The sequence below is a fragment of the Terrabacter sp. 01T434 genome (assembly GCF_056398545.1).
Window position 1 is genome coordinate 86,662 of record NZ_JBFTPP010000005.1, and the last position, 18,048, is coordinate 104,709.

18 protein-coding genes are annotated in these 18,048 nt (G+C 72.7%); 4 read left to right on the forward strand and 14 right to left on the reverse strand.

The window, feature by feature from the left end; translation table 11 throughout:
* Window positions 1-35: 35 nt before the first annotated feature.
* The gene (locus tag AC1DIW_RS11685) at window positions 36-1,049 is read left to right on the forward strand and encodes an SMP-30/gluconolactonase/LRE family protein (RefSeq protein ID WP_478108328.1); all 1,014 of its coding nucleotides are present in this window, start codon (window positions 36-38) and stop codon (window positions 1,047-1,049) included.
* 102 nt (window positions 1,050-1,151) lie between these two features.
* Here AC1DIW_RS11685 and AC1DIW_RS11690 read toward each other — a convergent pair whose 3' ends face one another.
* The 5 genes from AC1DIW_RS11690 to AC1DIW_RS11710 all read right to left on the reverse strand — a co-directional run bounded on the left by AC1DIW_RS11690 (window position 1,152) and on the right by AC1DIW_RS11710 (window position 7,069).
* Entirely contained in the window at window positions 1,152-2,819 is a 1,668-nt protein-coding gene (locus tag AC1DIW_RS11690; RefSeq protein ID WP_478108330.1) for a GMC oxidoreductase, read from the reverse strand.
* Window positions 2,820-2,888: 69 nt separating this feature from the next.
* The gene (locus tag AC1DIW_RS11695; protein WP_478108331.1) at window positions 2,889-4,010 is read right to left on the reverse strand and encodes a GuaB3 family IMP dehydrogenase-related protein; all 1,122 of its coding nucleotides are present in this window, start codon (window positions 4,008-4,010) and stop codon (window positions 2,889-2,891) included.
* Window positions 4,011-4,208: 198 nt separating this feature from the next.
* On the reverse strand, window positions 4,209-5,726 hold the full coding sequence (gene guaB, locus AC1DIW_RS11700; RefSeq protein WP_442277800.1) for an IMP dehydrogenase: 1,518 nt from the start codon (window positions 5,724-5,726) through the stop codon (window positions 4,209-4,211).
* Window positions 5,727-5,768: 42 nt separating this feature from the next.
* On the reverse strand, window positions 5,769-6,497 hold the full coding sequence (locus AC1DIW_RS11705) for a hypothetical protein (protein WP_478108333.1): 729 nt from the start codon (window positions 6,495-6,497) through the stop codon (window positions 5,769-5,771).
* A complete protein-coding gene (locus tag AC1DIW_RS11710; RefSeq protein ID WP_442277798.1) occupies window positions 6,494-7,069 on the reverse strand; it encodes a sigma-70 family RNA polymerase sigma factor in 576 nt (191 codons plus the stop codon). Before AC1DIW_RS11710 ends, AC1DIW_RS11705 begins: the two co-directional genes overlap by 4 nt.
* A gap of 391 nt (window positions 7,070-7,460) precedes the next feature.
* On the opposite strand from AC1DIW_RS11710, the gene AC1DIW_RS11715 reads away from it, so the two are divergent.
* Window positions 7,461-7,748 (forward strand): WhiB family transcriptional regulator, encoded by a 288-nt coding sequence (locus AC1DIW_RS11715; RefSeq protein ID WP_442277797.1) that lies wholly within the window; start codon window positions 7,461-7,463, stop codon window positions 7,746-7,748.
* Between the two features lie 190 nt (window positions 7,749-7,938).
* Here AC1DIW_RS11715 and groL read toward each other — a convergent pair whose 3' ends face one another.
* Complete coding sequence (gene groL, locus AC1DIW_RS11720; protein ID WP_442277796.1) at window positions 7,939-9,555, reverse strand: chaperonin GroEL; 1,617 nt, start codon at window positions 9,553-9,555, stop codon at window positions 7,939-7,941.
* Window positions 9,556-9,671: 116 nt separating this feature from the next.
* Window positions 9,672-9,968, reverse strand: a complete 297-nt coding sequence (groES, locus tag AC1DIW_RS11725; RefSeq protein WP_142178742.1) for a co-chaperone GroES — start codon at window positions 9,966-9,968, stop codon at window positions 9,672-9,674.
* A 291-nt stretch (window positions 9,969-10,259) separates the two neighbouring features.
* Here groES and AC1DIW_RS11730 point away from each other — a divergent pair, with 291 nt between their 5' ends.
* Window positions 10,260-11,501, forward strand: coding sequence for a class I SAM-dependent methyltransferase (locus AC1DIW_RS11730; RefSeq protein ID WP_478108336.1), 1,242 nt, complete (start codon window positions 10,260-10,262; stop codon window positions 11,499-11,501).
* Window positions 11,502-11,654: 153 nt separating this feature from the next.
* Here the strand turns inward: AC1DIW_RS11730 and AC1DIW_RS11735 are convergent, their stop codons facing one another.
* The 4 genes from AC1DIW_RS11735 to AC1DIW_RS11750 form a co-directional block, all read right to left on the reverse strand.
* A complete protein-coding gene (locus AC1DIW_RS11735; RefSeq protein ID WP_478108338.1) occupies window positions 11,655-12,143 on the reverse strand; it encodes an SRPBCC family protein in 489 nt (162 codons plus the stop codon).
* Window positions 12,144-12,223: 80 nt separating this feature from the next.
* On the reverse strand, window positions 12,224-13,057 hold the full coding sequence (locus tag AC1DIW_RS11740) for a PfkB family carbohydrate kinase (protein ID WP_478108340.1): 834 nt from the start codon (window positions 13,055-13,057) through the stop codon (window positions 12,224-12,226).
* Entirely contained in the window at window positions 13,057-14,046 is a 990-nt protein-coding gene (locus AC1DIW_RS11745; RefSeq protein ID WP_478108342.1) for a nucleoside hydrolase, read from the reverse strand. Before AC1DIW_RS11745 ends, AC1DIW_RS11740 begins: the two co-directional genes overlap by 1 nt.
* 156 nt (window positions 14,047-14,202) lie before the next feature.
* Entirely contained in the window at window positions 14,203-14,418 is a 216-nt protein-coding gene (locus AC1DIW_RS11750) for a hypothetical protein (protein ID WP_478108343.1), read from the reverse strand.
* 10 nt (window positions 14,419-14,428) lie between these two features.
* Between AC1DIW_RS11750 and AC1DIW_RS11755 the strand changes: the two genes are divergently transcribed.
* The gene (locus tag AC1DIW_RS11755; protein ID WP_478108345.1) at window positions 14,429-15,454 is read left to right on the forward strand and encodes a glycoside hydrolase family 3 N-terminal domain-containing protein; all 1,026 of its coding nucleotides are present in this window, start codon (window positions 14,429-14,431) and stop codon (window positions 15,452-15,454) included.
* A gap of 302 nt (window positions 15,455-15,756) precedes the next feature.
* Here AC1DIW_RS11755 and tsaD read toward each other — a convergent pair whose 3' ends face one another.
* Genes tsaD through tsaB form a run of 3 tightly spaced genes read right to left on the reverse strand, consistent with a single transcriptional unit; the run spans window position 15,757 to window position 18,001 of the window.
* Window positions 15,757-16,803, reverse strand: a complete 1,047-nt coding sequence (tsaD, locus tag AC1DIW_RS11760; protein WP_478108346.1) for a tRNA (adenosine(37)-N6)-threonylcarbamoyltransferase complex transferase subunit TsaD — start codon at window positions 16,801-16,803, stop codon at window positions 15,757-15,759.
* Entirely contained in the window at window positions 16,800-17,294 is a 495-nt protein-coding gene (rimI, locus tag AC1DIW_RS11765; RefSeq protein WP_478108348.1) for a ribosomal protein S18-alanine N-acetyltransferase, read from the reverse strand. The genes tsaD and rimI overlap by 4 nt, the downstream gene beginning before the upstream one ends.
* Complete coding sequence (gene tsaB, locus AC1DIW_RS11770; protein WP_478108349.1) at window positions 17,291-18,001, reverse strand: tRNA (adenosine(37)-N6)-threonylcarbamoyltransferase complex dimerization subunit type 1 TsaB; 711 nt, start codon at window positions 17,999-18,001, stop codon at window positions 17,291-17,293. Before tsaB ends, rimI begins: the two co-directional genes overlap by 4 nt.
* Window positions 18,002-18,048 lie beyond the last annotated feature (47 nt).

The following is an 18,048-nucleotide window of genomic DNA, read 5'->3' on the forward strand; positions in this document are numbered from 1 at the left end:
CGCCCCGTCACAGGCTCCGTGCCTACCGTCGGGACATGCACGGGCTTACCCGTCTCCTGACCGTTGCCGCGGCGTGCGCCGCGCTCGCGAGCTGCACGTCCTCGCCGACCGCAGCTCCGACCGGCACCAGCGCCTCCACCGCGCCGGCGGCGAGCTCGGCCGCGAGCTCCACGAGGACGACACCGTCTGCCCCGGCCCGACCCGCCCCGGCGCCTCGGCCACCGGCCACCCCGCGACAGACCCTGCCGACCCGGGATGCCGGTCCGGCGCCGTCCTCGTACCGCACCACCGTGGTGCACCGCGGCAGCGACCACCCCGACGACCTCGTCCTCGACGCGTCGGGGGCCCTGCTCTACAGCGACTACACGAACGGGACGATCAGCAGGTTGCGCGCGGACGGCACGGGCGCCGTCATCCACCGGGGCCTCGACGGGCCGGAGGGCCTGGTGCTCCTCGCGGACGGGTCGCTCGTCGTCGCCGAGGAGAACACGAACCGGGTGCTCGCCTACGCCCCGGGGGCCGCGGCCCCGCACGTCCTGACGACACTGCCCGGCCAGCCGGTGAAGGCCACCTGCCACGGGGGCGTCGACGGGATCGCCTGGGACGCAACCACGCACACCCTCGTCGTGCCCGACCCCGTCACCGGCACCATCTACCGGATGGGCCCGGACGGCTCGAAGCGCACTGCGCTGTCGAGCGGTTTCGTGCATCCCGTGGGCGCAGCGGTCGGGCCCGACGGCGCCGTCTACGTCGCCGACGAGTGCGGCGGCGACGTGTGGCGCCTCGGCGCGGGAGGCAGCCACACCCGGGTCGCGCGCGCCAGCATGCCCGATGACCTCGCGCTCGACGGCCACGGCAACCTGCTCGTGACGGACGTCCGGCACACCAACCACGACGTGCGCCGGTGGCCGCTCGCCGGAGGCAGCTCCACCGTTCTGGCCCGCGCCGGACTCGTCGAGCCGCAGGGCCTGCTCGTCGACGCGGCGGGACGCATCTACGTCTCGGACGACCAGACCGACGTCATCCTGCTCCTGACGCCCTCATCCTGAAGATCTCCCGGCCCGGTACCGGTCGCCTGTCGTGTGCAACGGGCGGGGTCATGACCCCACCGCCTGCACACGGCGCGCTGCCGCGGAGGCGGCAGCAACGGGTCAGGCGTCGACGAGCCGGTAGGCCTCCCCCTGGGCCGGCCGCCGATCCGCCTCACCGCGGGCCGGCCACAGCGAGACCGCCCGCTCGGCCTGCGCCGTGATGGTCAGGCTCGGGTTGACGCCGAGGTTGGCCGAGACGGCGGATCCGTCCAGCACGTGCAGGCCGGGATAGCCCCACACGCGCTGGTAGGGGTCGATGACGCCGTGGTCGGGCGAGTCGGAGATGACCGCGCCGCCGAGGAAGTGAGCCGTCATCGGGATGTCGAAGACCTCGCCGATCGACGACCCGGGCCAGGCGCGCTCGCCGGTCGTGCGCTCGAGACGCTGCGCCATCGCCCGCACCGCCACGTTGCCCTCGGGGATGTACGTCGGGTTCGGCTCGCCGTGGCCCTGCGTCGACGTCAGGTGCCACCCGAGCAGGCCGCGCCGGCGCCGCACCCTGATCGAGTTGTCGCTCGTCTGCATGACGAGGGCGATGACGGTGCGCTCGCTCCAGCGCCGGGTCGACAGCGACCGGGCGAAGACGAGCGGGTGGCGGGCAGCCGTGCCGGCGAAACGCACCCACCGGGGTATGCCGCCGCCGCCGTCGACCTGCATGACGGCGAGCGCCCCCATGAGGTTGGAGCCCTTGCCGTAGCGGCAGTTCTCGACGTGTGTCGTGTCCGAGACGTGGAAGCTCGACGTGATGGCGACCCCCTTCGTCAGGTCGACGCCCTCGGGCACCCGGGCCGTCATGGCCCCACCCAGAGCCTCGGAGTTGGTCCTCGTCAGCTCACCGAGCGAGTCCGACAGGCGCGGGAGCCCCTGCCCCTCGGGCTCGGCCTTCATCGCCTGCAGCAGCTGGGCCGTGCCCCAGGCCCCCGCCGCGACGACCACCTGCGCGGCGGTCACGGTGCGCTCCCCCGCCCGGCGCCGACCCCACGAGCCGCTGCGGACGGTCGTGACGGCATACCCCTGCTCCGGCGCCGCCGGATCGAGCGGCCGCACGCGCGTCACCGTGCGGAGCGGCTCGATGACGACGCCCCGGCGCTCGGCGAGCGCGAGGTAGTTCTTGACCAGCGTGTTCTTGGCACCGACCCGGCAGCCGACCATGCAGTTGCCGCACTCGGTGCAGCCCGTGCGCGCAGGCCCCTGACCGCCGAAGTAGGGGTCGGGCACCCGCTTGCCCGGCTCACCGAAGAAGACGCCGACCGGCGTCTTGCGGAAGCTCGCGCCCACACCCAGGTCCGCCGCGGTGTCACGCATCAGCTGCTCGACCGGTCCCTCGCACGGGTTGACGGTGACGCCGAGCATCCGCTGGGCCGTCGCGTAGTGCGGGGCGAGCTCGGCCTGCCAGTCGGTGATGTGGGCCCACTGGCCGTCGCGGAAGAAGGGGGTCGGGGGGACGTAGAGGGTGTTGGCGTAGTTGAGCGACCCGCCACCGACGCCCGCGCCGGCGAGGACGAGGCAGTCCGGCAGCCGGTGGATGCGCTGGACGCCGAAGAGCCCGAGCTTGGGCGCCCAGAGGTAGCGCCGCACGTTCCAGCTGGTCCGCGCGAAGTCCTCGTCCTCGAAGCGGCGCCCCGCCTCGTAGACGTGGACGCGGTAGCCCTTCTCGGCAAGGCGCAGCGCGGCGACGGACCCGCCGAAGCCGGACCCGATGACGACGACGTCGTGGTCGAACTCCATGGGCTCACCCTAGGGAGCGGCGGGACCGCAGGCTACCGTCAGTAACCTTCGCCACACCCGGGCGCGGCGTCAGTTGCCCAGGTAGGGCGAGACGACGACCTCGACCCGCTGGAACTCCTTGACGTCGGAGTAGCCGGTCGTGGCCATCGCCCGCTTGAGCGCGCCGATGACGTTGGTCGTGCCGTCGGCCTGCCGGCCCGGGCCGAAGAGGATCTCCTCGAGCGAGGCCTGCGCGCCGAGCGCGATGCGCTCACCGCGGGGCAGCTGCGGGTGGTGCGCCTCGGGACCCCAGTGGTAGCCGCCGCCGGGGGCGTCGGCTGCCCGCGCCAGGGCCGCCCCGAGCATGACCGCGTCGGCGCCGCACGCGACGGCCTTGACGATGTCGCCCGAGGTGCCGACGCCGCCGTCGGCGATGACGTGGACGTAGCGGCCACCGGACTCGTCGAGGTAGTCGCGGCGGGCCGCGGCGACGTCGGCGACGGCCGAGGCCATCGGCGCGTGGATGCCGAGCGCGGTCCGCGTCGTGTGCGCAGCGCCCCCGCCGAAACCGACGAGGACGCCGGCGGCACCGGTGCGCATGAGGTGCAGCGCCGCCGTGTACGACGCGGCGCCACCGACGATGACGGGCACGTCGAGCTCGTAGATGAACCGCTTGAGGTTGAGCGGCTCGGCGCGGCCCGACACGTGCTCAGCCGAGACCGTCGTGCCGCGGATGACGAAGAGGTCGACGCCGGCGTCGACGACGGTCTTCCAGTGCTGCTGGGTGCGCTGCGGGGACAGGGCGCCCGCGACCGTGACCCCGGCCTCACGCAGCTGGCGCAGGCGCTCGGTGATGAGCTCGGGCTTGATCGGCTCGGCGTAGATCTGCTGCATCCGGGCCGTCGCGGCGTCGGGGTCGATCTCGGCGATCTCCTGCAGCTGCGCGGTCGGGTCCTCGTAGCGGGTCCACAGCCCCTCGAGGTCGAGGACGGGCAGGGCGCCGAGCTTGCCGAGGACGATCGCGCTCTCGGGCGAGACGACGGAGTCCATCGGCGCGGCCATGACCGGGATGTCGAAGTGGTAGGCGTCGATCTGCCACGAGACCGAGACCTCCTCCGGGTCGCGCGTGCGCCGCGAGGGCACGACGGCGATGTCGTCGAAGGAGTAGGCGCGCCGTCCGCGCTTGCCTCGGCCAATCTCGATCTCGGTCACCGGCCGATCCTAACCGTCGGGGGCTCACGGCCGCTGACGGCCTGCGCCCCCGACCACCCCCGACAACCCGCGCCACCGTCGGGGGCTCACGGCCGCTGACGGCCTGCGCCCCCGACCACCCCCGAGAACCCGCGGCCTCCCGAGGACGTTGCCGTCCCGCGGGGCCCGCGGGACGGCATACGTGGTGGTCGGGCTGAGTCAGCCGACGGTGTAGTTGGGGGCCTCCACGATGCCCTGCACGTCGTGCGGGTGGCTCTCCTTGAGCGAGGCCGACGTGATGCGGACGAACTGGCCCTTGTCCTGCAGCTCCGGGATGGAGCGGGCGCCGACGTAGAACATCGACTGGCGCAGACCACCCAGCATCTGGTGGGCGACGGCCGACAGCGGGCCACGGTAGGCGACCCGGCCCTCGATGCCCTCGGGGACGATCATGTCGTCGGACTCGACCTCGGCCTGGAAGTAGCGGTCCTTGGAGTAGGACTTCTTGCCGCGCGAGCTCATCGCCCCCAGCGAGCCCATCCCGCGGTAGCTCTTGAACTGCTTGCCCGCGACGAAGATGAGGTCGCCGGGGCTCTCCTCGCACCCGGCGAGCAGGGAGCCCACCATGACCGAGTCGGCGCCGGCGACGATGGCCTTGGCGATGTCGCCGGAGTACTGCAGGCCGCCGTCGGCGATGACCGGCACGCCGGCCGGCTTGCAGGCCTGCGCGGCCGCATGGACGGCCGTGATCTGTGGCGCGCCCACGCCGGTGACGATGCGTGTCGTGCAGATGGAGCCGGGACCCACACCGACCTTGACGGCGTCGGCGCCGGCGTCGACGAACGCCTGAGCGCCCTCACGCGTCGCGACGTTGCCGCCGATGACCTGGACGTGGCGCGTCGCGGGGTCGCTCTTGAGCCGCTGGACCATCTCGATGAGCAGGCGCACGTGCCCGTGGGCGGTGTCGGCGACGAGCACGTCGACCCCGGCCTCGATGAGGGTCGTCGCCCGCTCCCACGAGTCGCCGAAGTAGCCGATCGCTGCGCCGACCATGAGGCGGCCGTCGGCGTCGTTGCTCGCGTCGGGGAACTGCTCGCCCTTGACGAAGTCCTTGACGGTGATGAGGCCGGCGAGGTGGCCCTCGGCGTCGACGATGGGCAGGCGCTCACGCTTGTGCTGGCGAAGCAGGGCCGTCGCCTGGTCGCGGCTGATGCCGACGTGACCGGTGATGAGCGGCATCGGCGTCATGACGTCGCGCACGAGCGTCGTGGCCCACTCCGCGACCGGCGTGAAGCGCAGGTCACGGTTGGTCACCATGCCGATGAGCTTCTTGTCGTCGCCGATGACCGGCAGGCCCGAGACGCGGTACTCGCCGCAGATGGCGTCGAGCTCCTCCAGGGTGCGGTCCGGGCCGATGGTGATCGGGTTGGAGATCATCCCGGTCTGGGTCCGCTTCACGAGGTCGACCTGGTAGGCCTGGTCCTGGATCGAGAGGTTGCGGTGGAGCACCCCGAGGCCGCCCTGGCGGGCCATCGCGATCGCCATCCGGGCCTCCGTGACGGTGTCCATGGCCGCGGAGACCAGGGGCGAGCGGATCGACAGCTCGCGCGTGAGGCGCGTGGTGGTGTCGATGTCGTTGGGGGCGAGGTCGCTGTAGCCCGGCAGGAGGAGCACGTCGTCGTAGGTCAGGCCCATCGGGGCGAAAGCAGCGGGCACATCAGACGATCCGAGGCTCATTGCCCGATTCTACGGGTTGGCACAGCGACGTCCGAACGCGCGTCAGGGGGTGGGCGGCGTCTGTGGGCCGACGCCCTGGTTCGTCGCGGGCGTCGTGGTCGCGGCGGGCTTCTTGACGTCCTTGCCGTCCCGGTGGCCGTTCTTGGTTCCCTTGCTCGCCCTGGTGGTGGCGGGTGCGGGCTTCTTGCCGTGAGTGGGCGTCTGGGCCGCCCCAGCCTGCTTGCCGCCGCCCTGGTGGCCGGAGCTGCCCGCCTGTCCGTTGCCCGTCTCACCGTTGCCGGTCTCCCCGGTCCCGGGTGTTCCACCGCCGGGTCGCGCCGGCGCCGCGACGAACCCGGCCGGCACCAGCACGATGGCGCCGTCGCCGCGGCGAGCGAGGACGAGTGCCGGTGCGTGGGTGCTTCGTGACGTCTGCGGGAGCCCCAGCCGTGGCAGCGGCGTGGTCGGGACGTGACTGCGGGCGCTGTCGTCGGTCAGCGTCACGGAAAGGGCACGGTCGGCCTGGCTCGATCCGTGGGCCGGCACCGTGACGGCGGCCGCGACACCGGCACCGGAGGCAGCCACCGCGAGGGCGGCGAACGCCCCGAGGTAGCGGTGCTTGTTGCCGATCCGGCGGCGCCCGGTGCGCAGCGGCAGCGGCATGTCGGCCTGGGCTGCGAGGGCTCCGAGCAGGCCGGCGAGCGGGTCGGAGCCGGCGTCGACCCGGGCCGCGAGGCGGTCGAGGAGGAGGTCGTCGGCGATGAGGTCGCTCAGGGGGGACGGGTCGTTCACGCCACGTCACCCGCCTCGGCCCGGGCGACCATCGCACGGAGCCTGGTGAGCGCGCGGTGCTGGGCGACGCGGACCGCCCCGGTCGACATCCCGAGGGCGGCGGCCGTCTCGTCGGTGCTCATCCCGACGGCGACGCGCAACGTCAGGATCTCGCGCTGCTGTCCGGACAGTTGCTGCATGAGCGTCATCACGGTCGCCGCGTCGTCGCGCATGACGGCCACGGACTCGGGCGACGGCCCGTCGTCGGGGCCGTCGGGCACGTCGGCCACGGGTGCCGGTCCGCGCATCGCGGCGCGCTGCGCGTCGGCGAGCTTGCGGGAGGTGATGGTGTAGACGAAGGCCTCGAACGGCACTCCGCGCTCCTCGTAGGTCGGGAGAGCGGTCACGACGGCCATGCACACCTCCTGAGCGACGTCCTGGGCAGTGTCCTCGGCACCGAAGCGGCCGAGCCGGACGCGTGCGTAGCGCAGTGCCATGTCCCTGACGCGGGTCAGCAGCACGTCGCGCGCGTCGGTGTCCCGCACGGCGAGCGCCGCCAGCTCACGTAGCGACAGAGCGTCCAAGCGCTCCATCGCGCCGGCGCCGCCCGGCGTTACGCCGGCGTGCGTGGACCAACCAGGACCCATGAGAGTCGTCGTCCCCCGAACTGTCGTCTGTGCTCGCGACGGCGATGCCCGCCAGGCACCCGTCGCCGGAGCCGACCATGCTAGTGCCGCCGCGCATCCCGGACGACCACTGAAGAGCCGAACCCTCGCCGAACCGACGCCCAACCCCCCGCCACACCCCTCGCGTGGACCACCATGCCATCTGGAGGGCAATTCTTGAACAAGTCCTTAAGATTCCGCTCTTTATCCGTGATCGCGTGCCCGGTTAGCGTCGGATCCGCGGTCCCAGCACCCCTTCGGTGCACCGAGCGGGCCAGTACGACACGGCGGGCACCCCGCCCCACGGAGAGACGAGTTCATGGCCGAGATCACGCGCTTGCCCGGACCGGTTGCCGACCTCTGGGACTGGCAGCTGGACGGGGCCTGCCGAGGCGTCAGCCCCGAGGTCTTCTTCCACCCCGAGGGCGAGCGGGGCCCTCGCCGGCGCAACCGTGACGCGCAGGCCAAGGCCGTCTGCGCCGCGTGCCCCGTGCTGGCCCAGTGCCGTTCGCACGCCCTCGAGGTCCGGGAGCCCTACGGCGTCTGGGGCGGACTCACCGAGGGCGAGCGCGAGGTCATCCAGGACGGCATCCAGCAGGCGTCGTGACCCCCTGACGCCCGCCGGCACACGTCGCCGGCGGCACAGCAACTCGACCCGCCCGCGAGTCACGACGGGGTCGCGGCGGTCGAGCAGCAGCAAGGGCCGCTCCCCATCGGGGAGCGGCCCTTGCTGTGCTGTCAGGCGCTGACGTGGTCCGCCTCAGGCGTCCATGTCGTATGACGTGTGGCGTCGTTCGTCAGTGGCCGTGGCCGTGGCCGTGGCCGCCGGCAGCGGCGTCCTCGTTCTCCGGCTTGTCGACGACGAGCGTGTCGGTCGTGAGGATCATCGACGCGATGGACTCGGCGTTGCGCAGCGCGGAGCGGGTGACCTTGACCGGGTCGATGACGCCGGCCGCGATGAGGTCGCCGTACTCGCCGGTGGCCGCGTTGAGGCCCTGGCCGAGGGGCAGCTCGGCCACCTTGGAGGTGACGACGTAGCCCTGCAGGCCGGCGTTCTCGGCGATCCAGCGCAGCGGCTCGGCAACGGCCTTGCGCACGATGGACGCGCCCGTGGCCTCGTCACCGGTCAGCTCGAGGGCGTCGATGGCGGAAGCGGCGTGGATGAGGGCGGTGCCGCCACCGGCGACGATGCCCTCCTCGATCGCGGCCCGCGTCGCGGAGATCGCGTCCTCGATGCGGTGCTTCTTCTCCTTGAGCTCGACCTCGGTGTGCGCGCCGACCTTGATGACGCAGACGCCACCGGCGAGCTTGGCGAGACGCTCCTGGAGCTTCTCCTTGTCCCAGTCGGAGTCGGTGCGCTCGATCTCGGCCTTGATCTGGTGGACGCGGCCGGAGACCTCGCCCTCCTCGCCGTTGCCGTCGATGATCGTCGTGTTGTCCTTGGTGAGGACGACGCGGCGGGCCTGGCCGAGGACGGTCAGGTCGGCCTGGTCGAGGCTGAGCCCGACCTCCGGCGCGATGACCTGGCCACCGGTGAGGATGGCGATGTCCTGGAGCATGGCCTTGCGGCGGTCGCCGAAGCCGGGGGCCTTGACGGCCGCGACGTTGAACGTGCCACGGATCTTGTTGACCACGAGGGTCGAGAGGGCCTCGCCGTCGACGTCCTCGGCGATGATGAGCAGCGGCTTGCCCGACTGCACGACCTTCTCGAGGACCGGGAGGATCTCGGCGACCGAGGAGATCTTGCCCTGGTTGATGAGGATGTAGGCGTCCTCGAGGACGGTCTCCATGCGCTCGGTGTCGGTGACGAAGTAGGCCGAGAGGTAGCCCTTGTCGAACTGCATGCCCTCGGTGAACTCCAGCTCGGTCGCCGTCGTCGAGGACTCCTCGACGGTGATGACGCCGTCCTTGCCGACCTTGTCGAACGCCTCGCCGATGAGGCCGCCGAGGGTGGAGTCCTGGGCTGAGAGCGTGGCGACGGAGGCGATCTCGTCCTTGCCGTCGACCTCGCGGGCGTTCTCGAGGAGGCGGTCGTTGACCGCGGTGACGGCCTTGTCCATGCCGCGCTTGAGCGCGGCGGGAGCGGCGCCCGCCGCGACGTTGCGCAGGCCCTCCTTGACCATGGCCTGGGCGAGGACGGTCGCGGTCGTCGTGCCGTCACCGGCGACGTCGTTGGTCTTGGTCGCGACCTCCTTGGCGAGCTGGGCGCCGAGGTTCTCGTAGGCGTCCTCGAGCTCGATCTCGCGGGCGATGGTCACGCCGTCGTTCGTGATCGTGGGGGCGCCCCACTTCTTGTCGATGACGACGTTGCGGCCCTTCGGGCCGAGCGTCACCTTGACGGCGTTGGCGAGCGCGTCAACACCGCGCTCGAGCGACTTGCGGGCGGAGTCGTCGAACTCCAGCATTTTGGCCATGGTGTTCCTTCAGGCTCGGATTGCGTTGCGTCTGAGTGGATCTGGGGTGAAACGGAACGCACCCCGGGGAGACCCCAGCGGGGCTCACCGGGGTGCGGTCACGGCATACGGCTGGGTCAGCCGACGATGGCGAGGACGTCGCGCGCGGAGAGGATGAGGTACTCCTCGCCGCCGTACTTGACCTCGGTGCCGCCGTACTTGCTGTAGATGACCTTGTCGCCGACCTTGACGTCGAGCGGGACGCGCTCGGTGCCGTTGTCGTTGAAGCGGCCGGGGCCGACAGCGAGGACCTCGCCCTCCTGCGGCTTCTCCTTGGCCGTGTCCGGGATGACGAGGCCGGATGCAGTGGTCTGCTCGGCCTCGAGGGACTTGACGACAATGCGGTCTTCGAGCGGCTTGATGGCAACCGACACGGTGGTGACCTTCCCTTCGGGACAGTCGAAAGAACTGACTACGGACTGTGGGCTCTTCGAGGCTGGCCGCCGTCGCGGGGGTCGACCTCCCTCGAGGAGGGAGCTGGCACTTTCGGGTCGAGAGTGCCAACAGGAAGAAATCTAGGTTTGCGGTTAGCACTCGGTCAAGTCGAGTGCCAACCCTCGGGGCTCACGGGCCTGGCGGCCCTGCGCCCCGAGTACCCCGAAAACCTCCTTCGGCCGGCCCCCAGCACTCCCGGCCTGCACCACTGCGCCTGCGAGGATGTGGACATGGACGCCGCCATGGTCGATCGCCTCTCCGCGGGTGAGGGCTGGGCGCTGCTCCAGTCGCTTCCTCCCTACGACGAGGCCGGGTCGCTGCACCTGCAGGACCGCCTGCGCGACGCGGGCTTCGCGGCGGACCTCGTCGCGGCCGCGATGACCCAGTCGCGGCTGCGCGCTCGAGGCACCGACAAGTTCGGCGACTTCGCGGCGGGGATGCTCTTCACGGCCGACGGGCTCGAGCAGGCGACCCGGCTCGCGATCGCCGCCCGCCACGCGCACCGGTATGCCGCCGCGGGCGTTCGCGACGTCTATGACCTCGGGTGCGGGCTGGGGGCCGACGCCATGGCGTTCGCCGGCCTCGACCTGACGGTTCACGCCGTCGACGCGGACGACGCGACCGCCCGGATCGCCGCCGTCAACCTGCGTCACTGGCCGTCGGCGCGGGTGACGCACGGGCTCGCCGAGGACGTACGCCTGCCGCAGGGTGAGGGCGCACGCCGCCTCGGCCTGTGGCTCGACCCCGCCCGCCGCGTCGCCGGCGTGGCCGACGTCAACGGCCGCACCAAGCGCCTCTTCTCGCTCGATGCCATCTCGCCGACGTGGTCGCGGGTGCTGGCCTTCGCCGACGCGGTGCCCGCGACGGGCGCGAAGCTCTCCCCCGCCTTCCCGCACGGCGCGGTCCCGCGTGGCGCCGAGGCACAGTGGACGTCCTGGCACGGCGAGGTGCTCGAGTGCGCGGTCTGGTGGGGCCCGCTCGTCGCCACCAGGGGCCGCACGGCTGCGGTGTGCACCGAGACCTCGACGTCGGTCGTCACCGAGGCCGACGCGCAGGACGGCGGCCAGCGTCCGCCCCTCGCGTCGGTGGGCGACATCGGCGAGTGGCTCCACGAACCAGACCGAGCCGTCATCCGCGCCGGGCTCACCGGCGCACTGGTCGCCGCGGTCGACGGCGCCGAGCTGGCCCCCGGCGTCGGCTACGTGACGAGCGGCCAGCCGAGGGAGCTGCCCTGGGCCCGGCGCTACCGGGTCGTCGAGGCGATGCCGCTGTCGACGAAGCGCCTCGCGCGGTGGCTGCGCGACCACGGCCACGACCGCGTGACGATCAAGAAGCGTGGCGTGACCCTCGACGCCGACCTGCTGCGCCGGCAGCTGAAGATGACCGGGCGCGGCAGGGGCGGCTCCGAGGCGACGCTCGTCCTGACCCGGGTCGGGGGCAGTCAGGTCGCCCTCGTCGTGACGCCGACCTGACCCGTCGCCCGTCCGCACCGTCTGCGCCGCGCCCCCGGGCGTCAGCCGACGATGTGCCGGATGGCCTGCTCGATGGTGTTGCGCTTGGTGGGGTTATCACCCCACCGATCGCAGCACCATCGGCAAGTTCATCGTCAGGCGGCCACGCGCCGCTCAGGCGTCCTCGGCATACAGCTCGTGCAGGGCGCTCCACGTGGCATCCCACTCGGGTCCGGGCGCGCCTGCGACGTGGGCGTCGAGCGCGCGCACGTAGGTGTCCCAGCCGGCGGCATAGCCTGCGACCTGTCCCGCGGCCAGTCGCTCGTGGCGCAGCACGAGTCGCGAGCCCTGGCCGTCCTCGGAGATCTCCACCGTCACGAGGGACGGGACGTCTCGCACCGGCCACTCCCAGACCAGACGGGCCGGCGCCTCGCACGTCACGACTCGACACGACGGGGTGTCGGCGTCGTCGAAGTGGATGGTGAAGCGGCCCCCGGGCCGCAGGTCGCCGCTGACGGGGGCGAACCAGCGCGCCAGGCGCTCGGGGTCGGTGCAGGCCTGCCACAGGTCGTCGGGCGTCGTCGGGTAGTGCCGGTCGAAGACCACCGCCACCGTGTCACCGTCGCGATCGATCCGGCCCAGCACCTGCGTCAGCTCACCCATCACGGCTCCTCTCGTCGGCCCGCGGCCGTCCCGATCAACGTAACCCAGTGGTTACGTAACCCGCAAGGTACAAAGAAGGTTCAGAGCGCAGCGTCCGGCTGGGCCCCGACCCAGCGCACCGCCGCCGCGCCTGCGGCGTTGGCCGTCTCGAGCGCGGCCCGTCGGTCCGCGCCACCCGCGAGCGCCGCGGCGAGCGCACCGCAGAACGCGTCCCCGGCCCCGACCGTGTCACCCACCTCCGCGGCTGGGACGGGTATGCCGTCGACACCGTCCATCCCCCACCGCGCTCCCGCCGCGCCGAAGGTCACGAGGAGCGACTGGGGCACGAGGGCGGAGTCCGCGAGGGCGCGCATCTCCGCCTCGTTGACGACGACGGGGTCAGCGAGCTCGATGACGTCGGGCGGCAGGGCGGCATACGGAGCGAGGTTGACCACGACGCGCGCACCGGCGGCGTGGGCCGCCCTGGCCGCCGCGGCCACCGTCCCGAGGTCGACCTCGAGCGAGCAGAGCAGCACGTCGCCGGGAGCCAGGCGTCCCGTCTCGTGGGCGAGCGACGGGTCCGGCTCCCCGTTGGCGCCCGCGATGACGATGATCGAGTTCTCGCCCTGCTCGTCGACGGTGATGAGCGCGGTCCCGGTCGGGGCCGTGGGGCTCGTCGAGACGGACGACGGGTCGATGCCCAGGGCCCCGAGGCGCTCGACGTAGGCGGCGCCCGCCTCGTCGGAACCAACCCGAGCGAGCATCTGCACGTGGCTCGTCCCGGCGCGCGCCGCGGCCGCGGCCTGGTTGCCGCCCTTGCCCCCGGCGAACCGGCCACCGGCCTCGCCGAGCACGGTCTCGCCGGGGACGGGGTGCCGCTCGACGAGGGTGACGACGTCGACGTTGAGCGAGCCGAGCACGGCGACGCGACCCATCAGCGCTCCCCCGTCCGGCCGAGGAGCGTGTCGGCCCACAGGGCGGCGTAGCGGCCTCCGTCGACGCCGAGGGCCACCTCGATGCGGACGGGGGCCTCGCCGTGCGGGTCGTGCGCCATGTCCCCGCTCCAGTCGCGGCGGTCGACGATGGTGCGGCCGCGCGACCACGTGCCCGCGAGCTCGATCCGCAGCGGGAGCGTCTCCGTCGTCAGTCCGGCTCGGTCGATGACCGCACAGACGGCGCCGGCGTCCCCGATCGTGGAGGCGTCCCGGCCGAACCGCTGGTTCTGGAAGGCGATCAGCCGGCCACCGAGCTCGGCCGGCCCTCGGCCCCCGACGGCGATGAGCTCGTCCACCACGTCGGCAGTGACGACCGGCTCGTAGAAGACGTCGAGACCGTACATCGTCACCGGGATGCCGAGGTCGGCTGCGGCATCGAGGGTGACGGCCGCCGCCTCCGGGTCGTGGAAGACGTTGAACTCGGCCGAGGCCGTCGCGTTCCCGACGTGCGCCGCGCCGCCCATGAAGATGATCTCCGAGATGCCTTGCGCTGCATCGGGATACGTCCGCAGCAGCAGCGCGATGTTGGTCAGCGGCGCGAGCGGAACGAGCGTCACGGGCCGGTCGGTCTCGGCAGCCTCGCGGCAGGTGTCACGGAGCAGCTCGACCGCGTGGCGCCGGTCGGTCCTGGCCGCGGGCGGGCCCCACCCGAGGTCACCCATGCCGTCGTCGCCGTGGACGTGGCGGGCATCGACGGGAACCTCGAGCAGCGGCCGCTCGGCGCCGCGGGCGACGGGCACGTCGGTGCGACCCGCCGTCTCGAGGACGAGCAGCGTGTTGCGCACGACGTCGTCGACGGGCGCGTTGCCACCGACGCAGGAGACGGCCCGCAGGTCGAGGGCCGGGTGGAGGGCGGCGAGGAGCAACGCGCACGCGTCGTCGACTCCGGTGTCGACGTCGAGCACGACGGGGATGGGATCGGTCGTCACAGCGGCAACGTACCGGTTCGGGCCGGTGACCAGCCCTGCCCACCGCCGTCCACCGCCGGCCACCGCAGGGGACCGCGCCTGACCGCTGCACGTGACCCGCGAGGACGCCCGCCGAGGATAGGCTCGAACGATGCGCCAGAGCCCCCGCGGACGCGGTCACCACCGCACCCTCCCGACGGCCGTCCTGGTGGCCGCCGCGACGTTCGCGGCCGCCTGCTCCTCGCCGCCGACGCCCACCAGCCCCGCCTCCGTCGGCACGTCGTCGGCCCCGGTCTCGACCACGGCGCCCCCGACGACGACTGCCCCGAAGCCTCCCGCGACGACGAGCAAGCCAGCGCCACCCGCGCCACCGACGTCGTGCGCACCTCGCATCGTCGCCGGCATGGACGCCGGCGAGCGAGCCGGCCAGCTGCTCATGGTCGGCCTCGACCACGCCGCGAGCCGCGCGAGCCTCGACGCCCTCGTCAGCAGCCGTCACCTCGGCGGCGTCATCCTCCTCGGCGGCTGGACCGGTGGCGTCGACAGCGTCCGTGCGACGACGCGGCACCTCGCGGCCCTCGCGTCGAAGAACACCACCGCGGGGCTCGGGCTGCTCCTCGCCGCCGACCAGGAGGGCGGCGCCGTGCAGCAGCTGCGCGGCACCGGTTTCAGTCGTATGCCGTCAGCCCGCGTCCAGGACCAGGGCTCGCCGGGCGCCCTGACCGCCGACGCCACCCGGTGGGCGGCCGAGCTGCGCCAGGCCGGGATCAACGTCAACCTGGCGCCGGTCGCCGACACCGTGCCGACCTCCATCGGCCGAGCCAACGGCCCCATCGGCCAGTACGACCGCCAGTTCTCGAGCGATCCCGAGCAGGTCTCGCGCATGGTCGGTGCCTTCCTGGCCGGCATGCGCGCCGGTGGGGTGGCCGCCACCGTCAAGCACTTCCCGGGCATCGGGCGGATCACCGGCAACACCGACGTCACGGCCAGCGGCATCACCGACCGCACGACGACCGTCGACGACCCCTACCTCGAGCCGTTCCGGACGGGCGTCCAGGACGGCGTCGAGCTCGTCATGGTGGGCTCGGCGATCTACAGCCGCATCGACCCGGGCACCAACGCCGTCTTCTCGAAGGCGATCGTCACGGACCTGCTCCGTGACCGGCTCTCCTACGACGGCGTCGTCATCACCGACGACGTCGGCGCCGCCAGGGCCGTGGCCGCGGTGCCGGTCGGCGAGCGCGCCACCCGCTTCATCGAGGCCGGCGGCGACATCACCCTGACCGCCCGACCGGCCACCGTCCCTGCCATGCACGACGCCATCACCAGCAAGGCCAGGGCCAATCCGGCCTTCGCACGCGCCGTCCAGGCCGCCGCCACCAGGGTCGTCGACCTCAAGCTGAGAATGGGCCTCGCCCACTGCCCCTGACCGACCGAGCGGGAACGACCGTCACCAGCCCCGGATCAGCCACCTGCCCCACCAACCCCCAACCTCCCGTGGCACAAGCCGACGGCCGAGGAGGTGGCGACCTCACGTCGTTGCCAGGTCGCACCCAGCCAGGACGAGGGCGCGCGCTGGTCGAGAAGGAGGGCGCGCGGGCGCCCGAGCGGCATCGGCAGCCGGCAACCGGCATACGCAAGTAGACGTGGGCTGGGACGGCCGGCTGACGCTCCACGCCGCGAGGGCGTGCGCGCACCCGACGACCCCAGCAACGCGAGCCTGGAAGCGACCTAAGCCTGAACGAGAGTGACCGGCATCGACGAGTCCGTGGGAAGCCCGAGGTCGCTCGGCTCGCGCCCCTTCGCCACCATCTGCGCCCCGAGCGCCGCGACCATGGCCCCGTTGTCGGTGCACAGCCCGGGCCGGGGCACGCGCAGGGTGACGCCGGCCTTGGCGCACCGCTCCTCGGCGAGGGCGCGCAGCCGCGAGTTCGCGGCGACGCCGCCGCCGATGAGCAGGTGGTCGACGTCGTGCTCCTTGCAGGCGAGCAGGGCCTTGCGGGTGAGGACGTCGACGACGGCCTCCTGGAAGCTCGCGGCGACGTCGGCGACCGGCACGCTCTCGCCGGCACGCTGACGGGTCTCGACCCAACGCGCCACGGCCGTCTTGAGGCCCGAGAAGGAGAAGTCGAAGCGGTGTCGCTCCATGTCACGGCCGGTCGTGAGTCCGCGCGGGAAGTCGATGGCGATCCGGTTGCCTTCTCGCGCAGCACGATCCACGTGCGGGCCGCCGGGGAACGGCAGCCCTAGGACGCGGGCGACCTTGTCGAACGCCTCGCCGGCAGCGTCGTCCATCGTCGAGCCGAGGGACCGCACGTCGTTGGTCACGTCGGGCACGAGCAGGAGCGAGGAGTGGCCCCCGGAGACGAGCATCGCCATCGTCGGCTCGGGCAGCGGGCCGTGCTCGACGATGTCGACGGCGACGTGCGACGCGAGGTGGTTGACGCCGTAGATCGGCTTGCCCAGGGCGAGCGCGAGCGCCTTGGCCGAGGCGACCCCGACGAGGAGGGCGCCCGCCAGGCCCGGACCGGACGTCACCGAGACGGCGTCGAGGTCGCGCAGCTGCACACCGGCCTCGCGGCAGGCGCGCTCGATCGTGGGGACCATCGCCTCGAGGTGGGCGCGGCTCGCGACCTCGGGCACGACGCCGCCGAACCGCGCGTGCTCCTCGACGCTGCTCGCGACGGTGTCGACGAGCAGGGTCTGCCCGCGGACGATGCCGACGCCGGTCTCGTCGCAGGACGTCTCGATGCCGAGGACGAGGGGCTCGTCGGTCATGCGTCTCCCTTCGTGACGAGCAGGCGCATCACGAGCGCGTCCACGTCGCCGGGTTGGTAGTAGCGACGGCGCACCGAGATGACCTCGAAGCCGGCTCGGTCGTAGAGGCGGCGTGCCGCGTCGTTGTCGGCCCGCACCTCGAGGAGCACCGCCTCGGCGCCGTGCGCCGTCGCGCGGCGGACGAGCTCGGCCAGGAGCACTCGCCCCGTGCCGCGGCGCCGGTGACCGGGGGCCGTGGCGATCGTCATGACGTCGGCCACGTCTCCCGCGACGTCGAGCCCGGCATACCCGGCGATGGTGCCGTCGGGCGCCGTCGCGACGACGTAGTCACGGCGGGGTCGGCCGGCGAGCTCGCTCCACCACGTCGCCTCGGACCAGGCGTCGTCGACGAAGAGCTGCTGCTCGAGGTCGGCAAGGTGGGCGAGATCGGTCCACTCGAGGTCGCGCAGGACGATGCCGGTCGGCTGGGCGTGCGTCTCGGCGAGCGTCATCCGAGCGTCGACTTCTTCGAGGGCGGGGCGGACGAGACGTCGGGACGGCGCAGGTAGAGCGGCTCGAGCCCGTCGAAGCCGTGCCCGGGGTCGACGTGCTGCAGCTCACCGTCGCCCGACGACGTCTCCCGCAGCCGGCGTACGGCGAGGTCGGCGAGCGCTCCCCCGCTGGCGTCGAGAGGATCCACCGCCTCGGACAGGGCCTCGGCGTAGAGCGACGGCCCACGCCCTGCGGCGGGAAGGGCGCGCACCTCGGCGGGCAGGTCGGCGGCGCGCGACACGATGGGCTCGCTCACGCGGCAGGCGCCGGCGTCCCCGAGGACGTACGTGGCGGCATACACCTCCTTGCGGCGGGCGTCCGTCGCGACGAGCAGGTCACCGCGTCGACCGCCCAGCCACGCCTCGTGGGCGATGGCGTCGAGGCTCGTCAGGCCGCGCACCGGGAGGCCGAGCGCAAAGGCGAAGGTGCGACCGGTGACGATGCCGACGCGAAGGCCGGTGAAGGGCCCCGGGCCGATGCCGACGACGACGTCGGTGACGTCGCCAGGCTCGACGTCGGCAGCGGTCAGTACCGCGCGGATGTTCGGCGCGAGGTGCTCTGCGTGCGCGCGGGCGTCGAGGGTCGTGGACTCCGCGACGACCGAGCCGCCGTCGTGCAGGCCGACGGTGATGGCGGTCGTGGAGGTGTCGATCGAGAGCAGGAGCACGTCGGTCAGGCTATCCGAGCACGCACGGGGTCCCCGAACCCGAGGTC

Bases quoted from the DNA above. Each gene is read 5' to 3' on its own strand.
- AC1DIW_RS11740 (WP_478108340.1), bottom strand. From the start codon at position 13,057: ATGGGTCGCGTCGCCGTGCTCGGCTCGCTCAACGTCGACGTCGTCACC.
- tsaD (WP_478108346.1), bottom strand. From the start codon at position 16,803: ATGACCGACGAGCCCCTCGTCCTCGGCATCGAGACGTCCTGCGACGAG.
- AC1DIW_RS11755 (WP_478108345.1), top strand. From the start codon at position 14,429: ATGGACGCCGGCGAGCGAGCCGGCCAGCTGCTCATGGTCGGCCTCGAC.
- groL (WP_442277796.1), bottom strand. From the start codon at position 9,555: ATGGCCAAAATGCTGGAGTTCGACGACTCCGCCCGCAAGTCGCTCGAG.
- guaB (WP_442277800.1), bottom strand. From the start codon at position 5,726: ATGAGCCTCGGATCGTCTGATGTGCCCGCTGCTTTCGCCCCGATGGGC.
- rimI (WP_478108348.1), bottom strand. From the start codon at position 17,294: ATGACGCTCGCCGAGACGCACGCCCAGCCGACCGGCATCGTCCTGCGC.
- AC1DIW_RS11750 (WP_478108343.1), bottom strand. From the start codon at position 14,418: ATGCGAGGTGCGCACGACGTCGGTGGCGCGGGTGGCGCTGGCTTGCTC.
- AC1DIW_RS11710 (WP_442277798.1), bottom strand. From the start codon at position 7,069: ATGGAGCGCTTGGACGCTCTGTCGCTACGTGAGCTGGCGGCGCTCGCC.
- AC1DIW_RS11735 (WP_478108338.1), bottom strand. From the start codon at position 12,143: ATGGGTGAGCTGACGCAGGTGCTGGGCCGGATCGATCGCGACGGTGAC.
- AC1DIW_RS11690 (WP_478108330.1), bottom strand. From the start codon at position 2,819: ATGGAGTTCGACCACGACGTCGTCGTCATCGGGTCCGGCTTCGGCGGG.
- AC1DIW_RS11730 (WP_478108336.1), top strand. From the start codon at position 10,260: ATGGACGCCGCCATGGTCGATCGCCTCTCCGCGGGTGAGGGCTGGGCG.
- AC1DIW_RS11715 (WP_442277797.1), top strand. From the start codon at position 7,461: ATGGCCGAGATCACGCGCTTGCCCGGACCGGTTGCCGACCTCTGGGAC.
- AC1DIW_RS11685 (WP_478108328.1), top strand. From the start codon at position 36: ATGCACGGGCTTACCCGTCTCCTGACCGTTGCCGCGGCGTGCGCCGCG.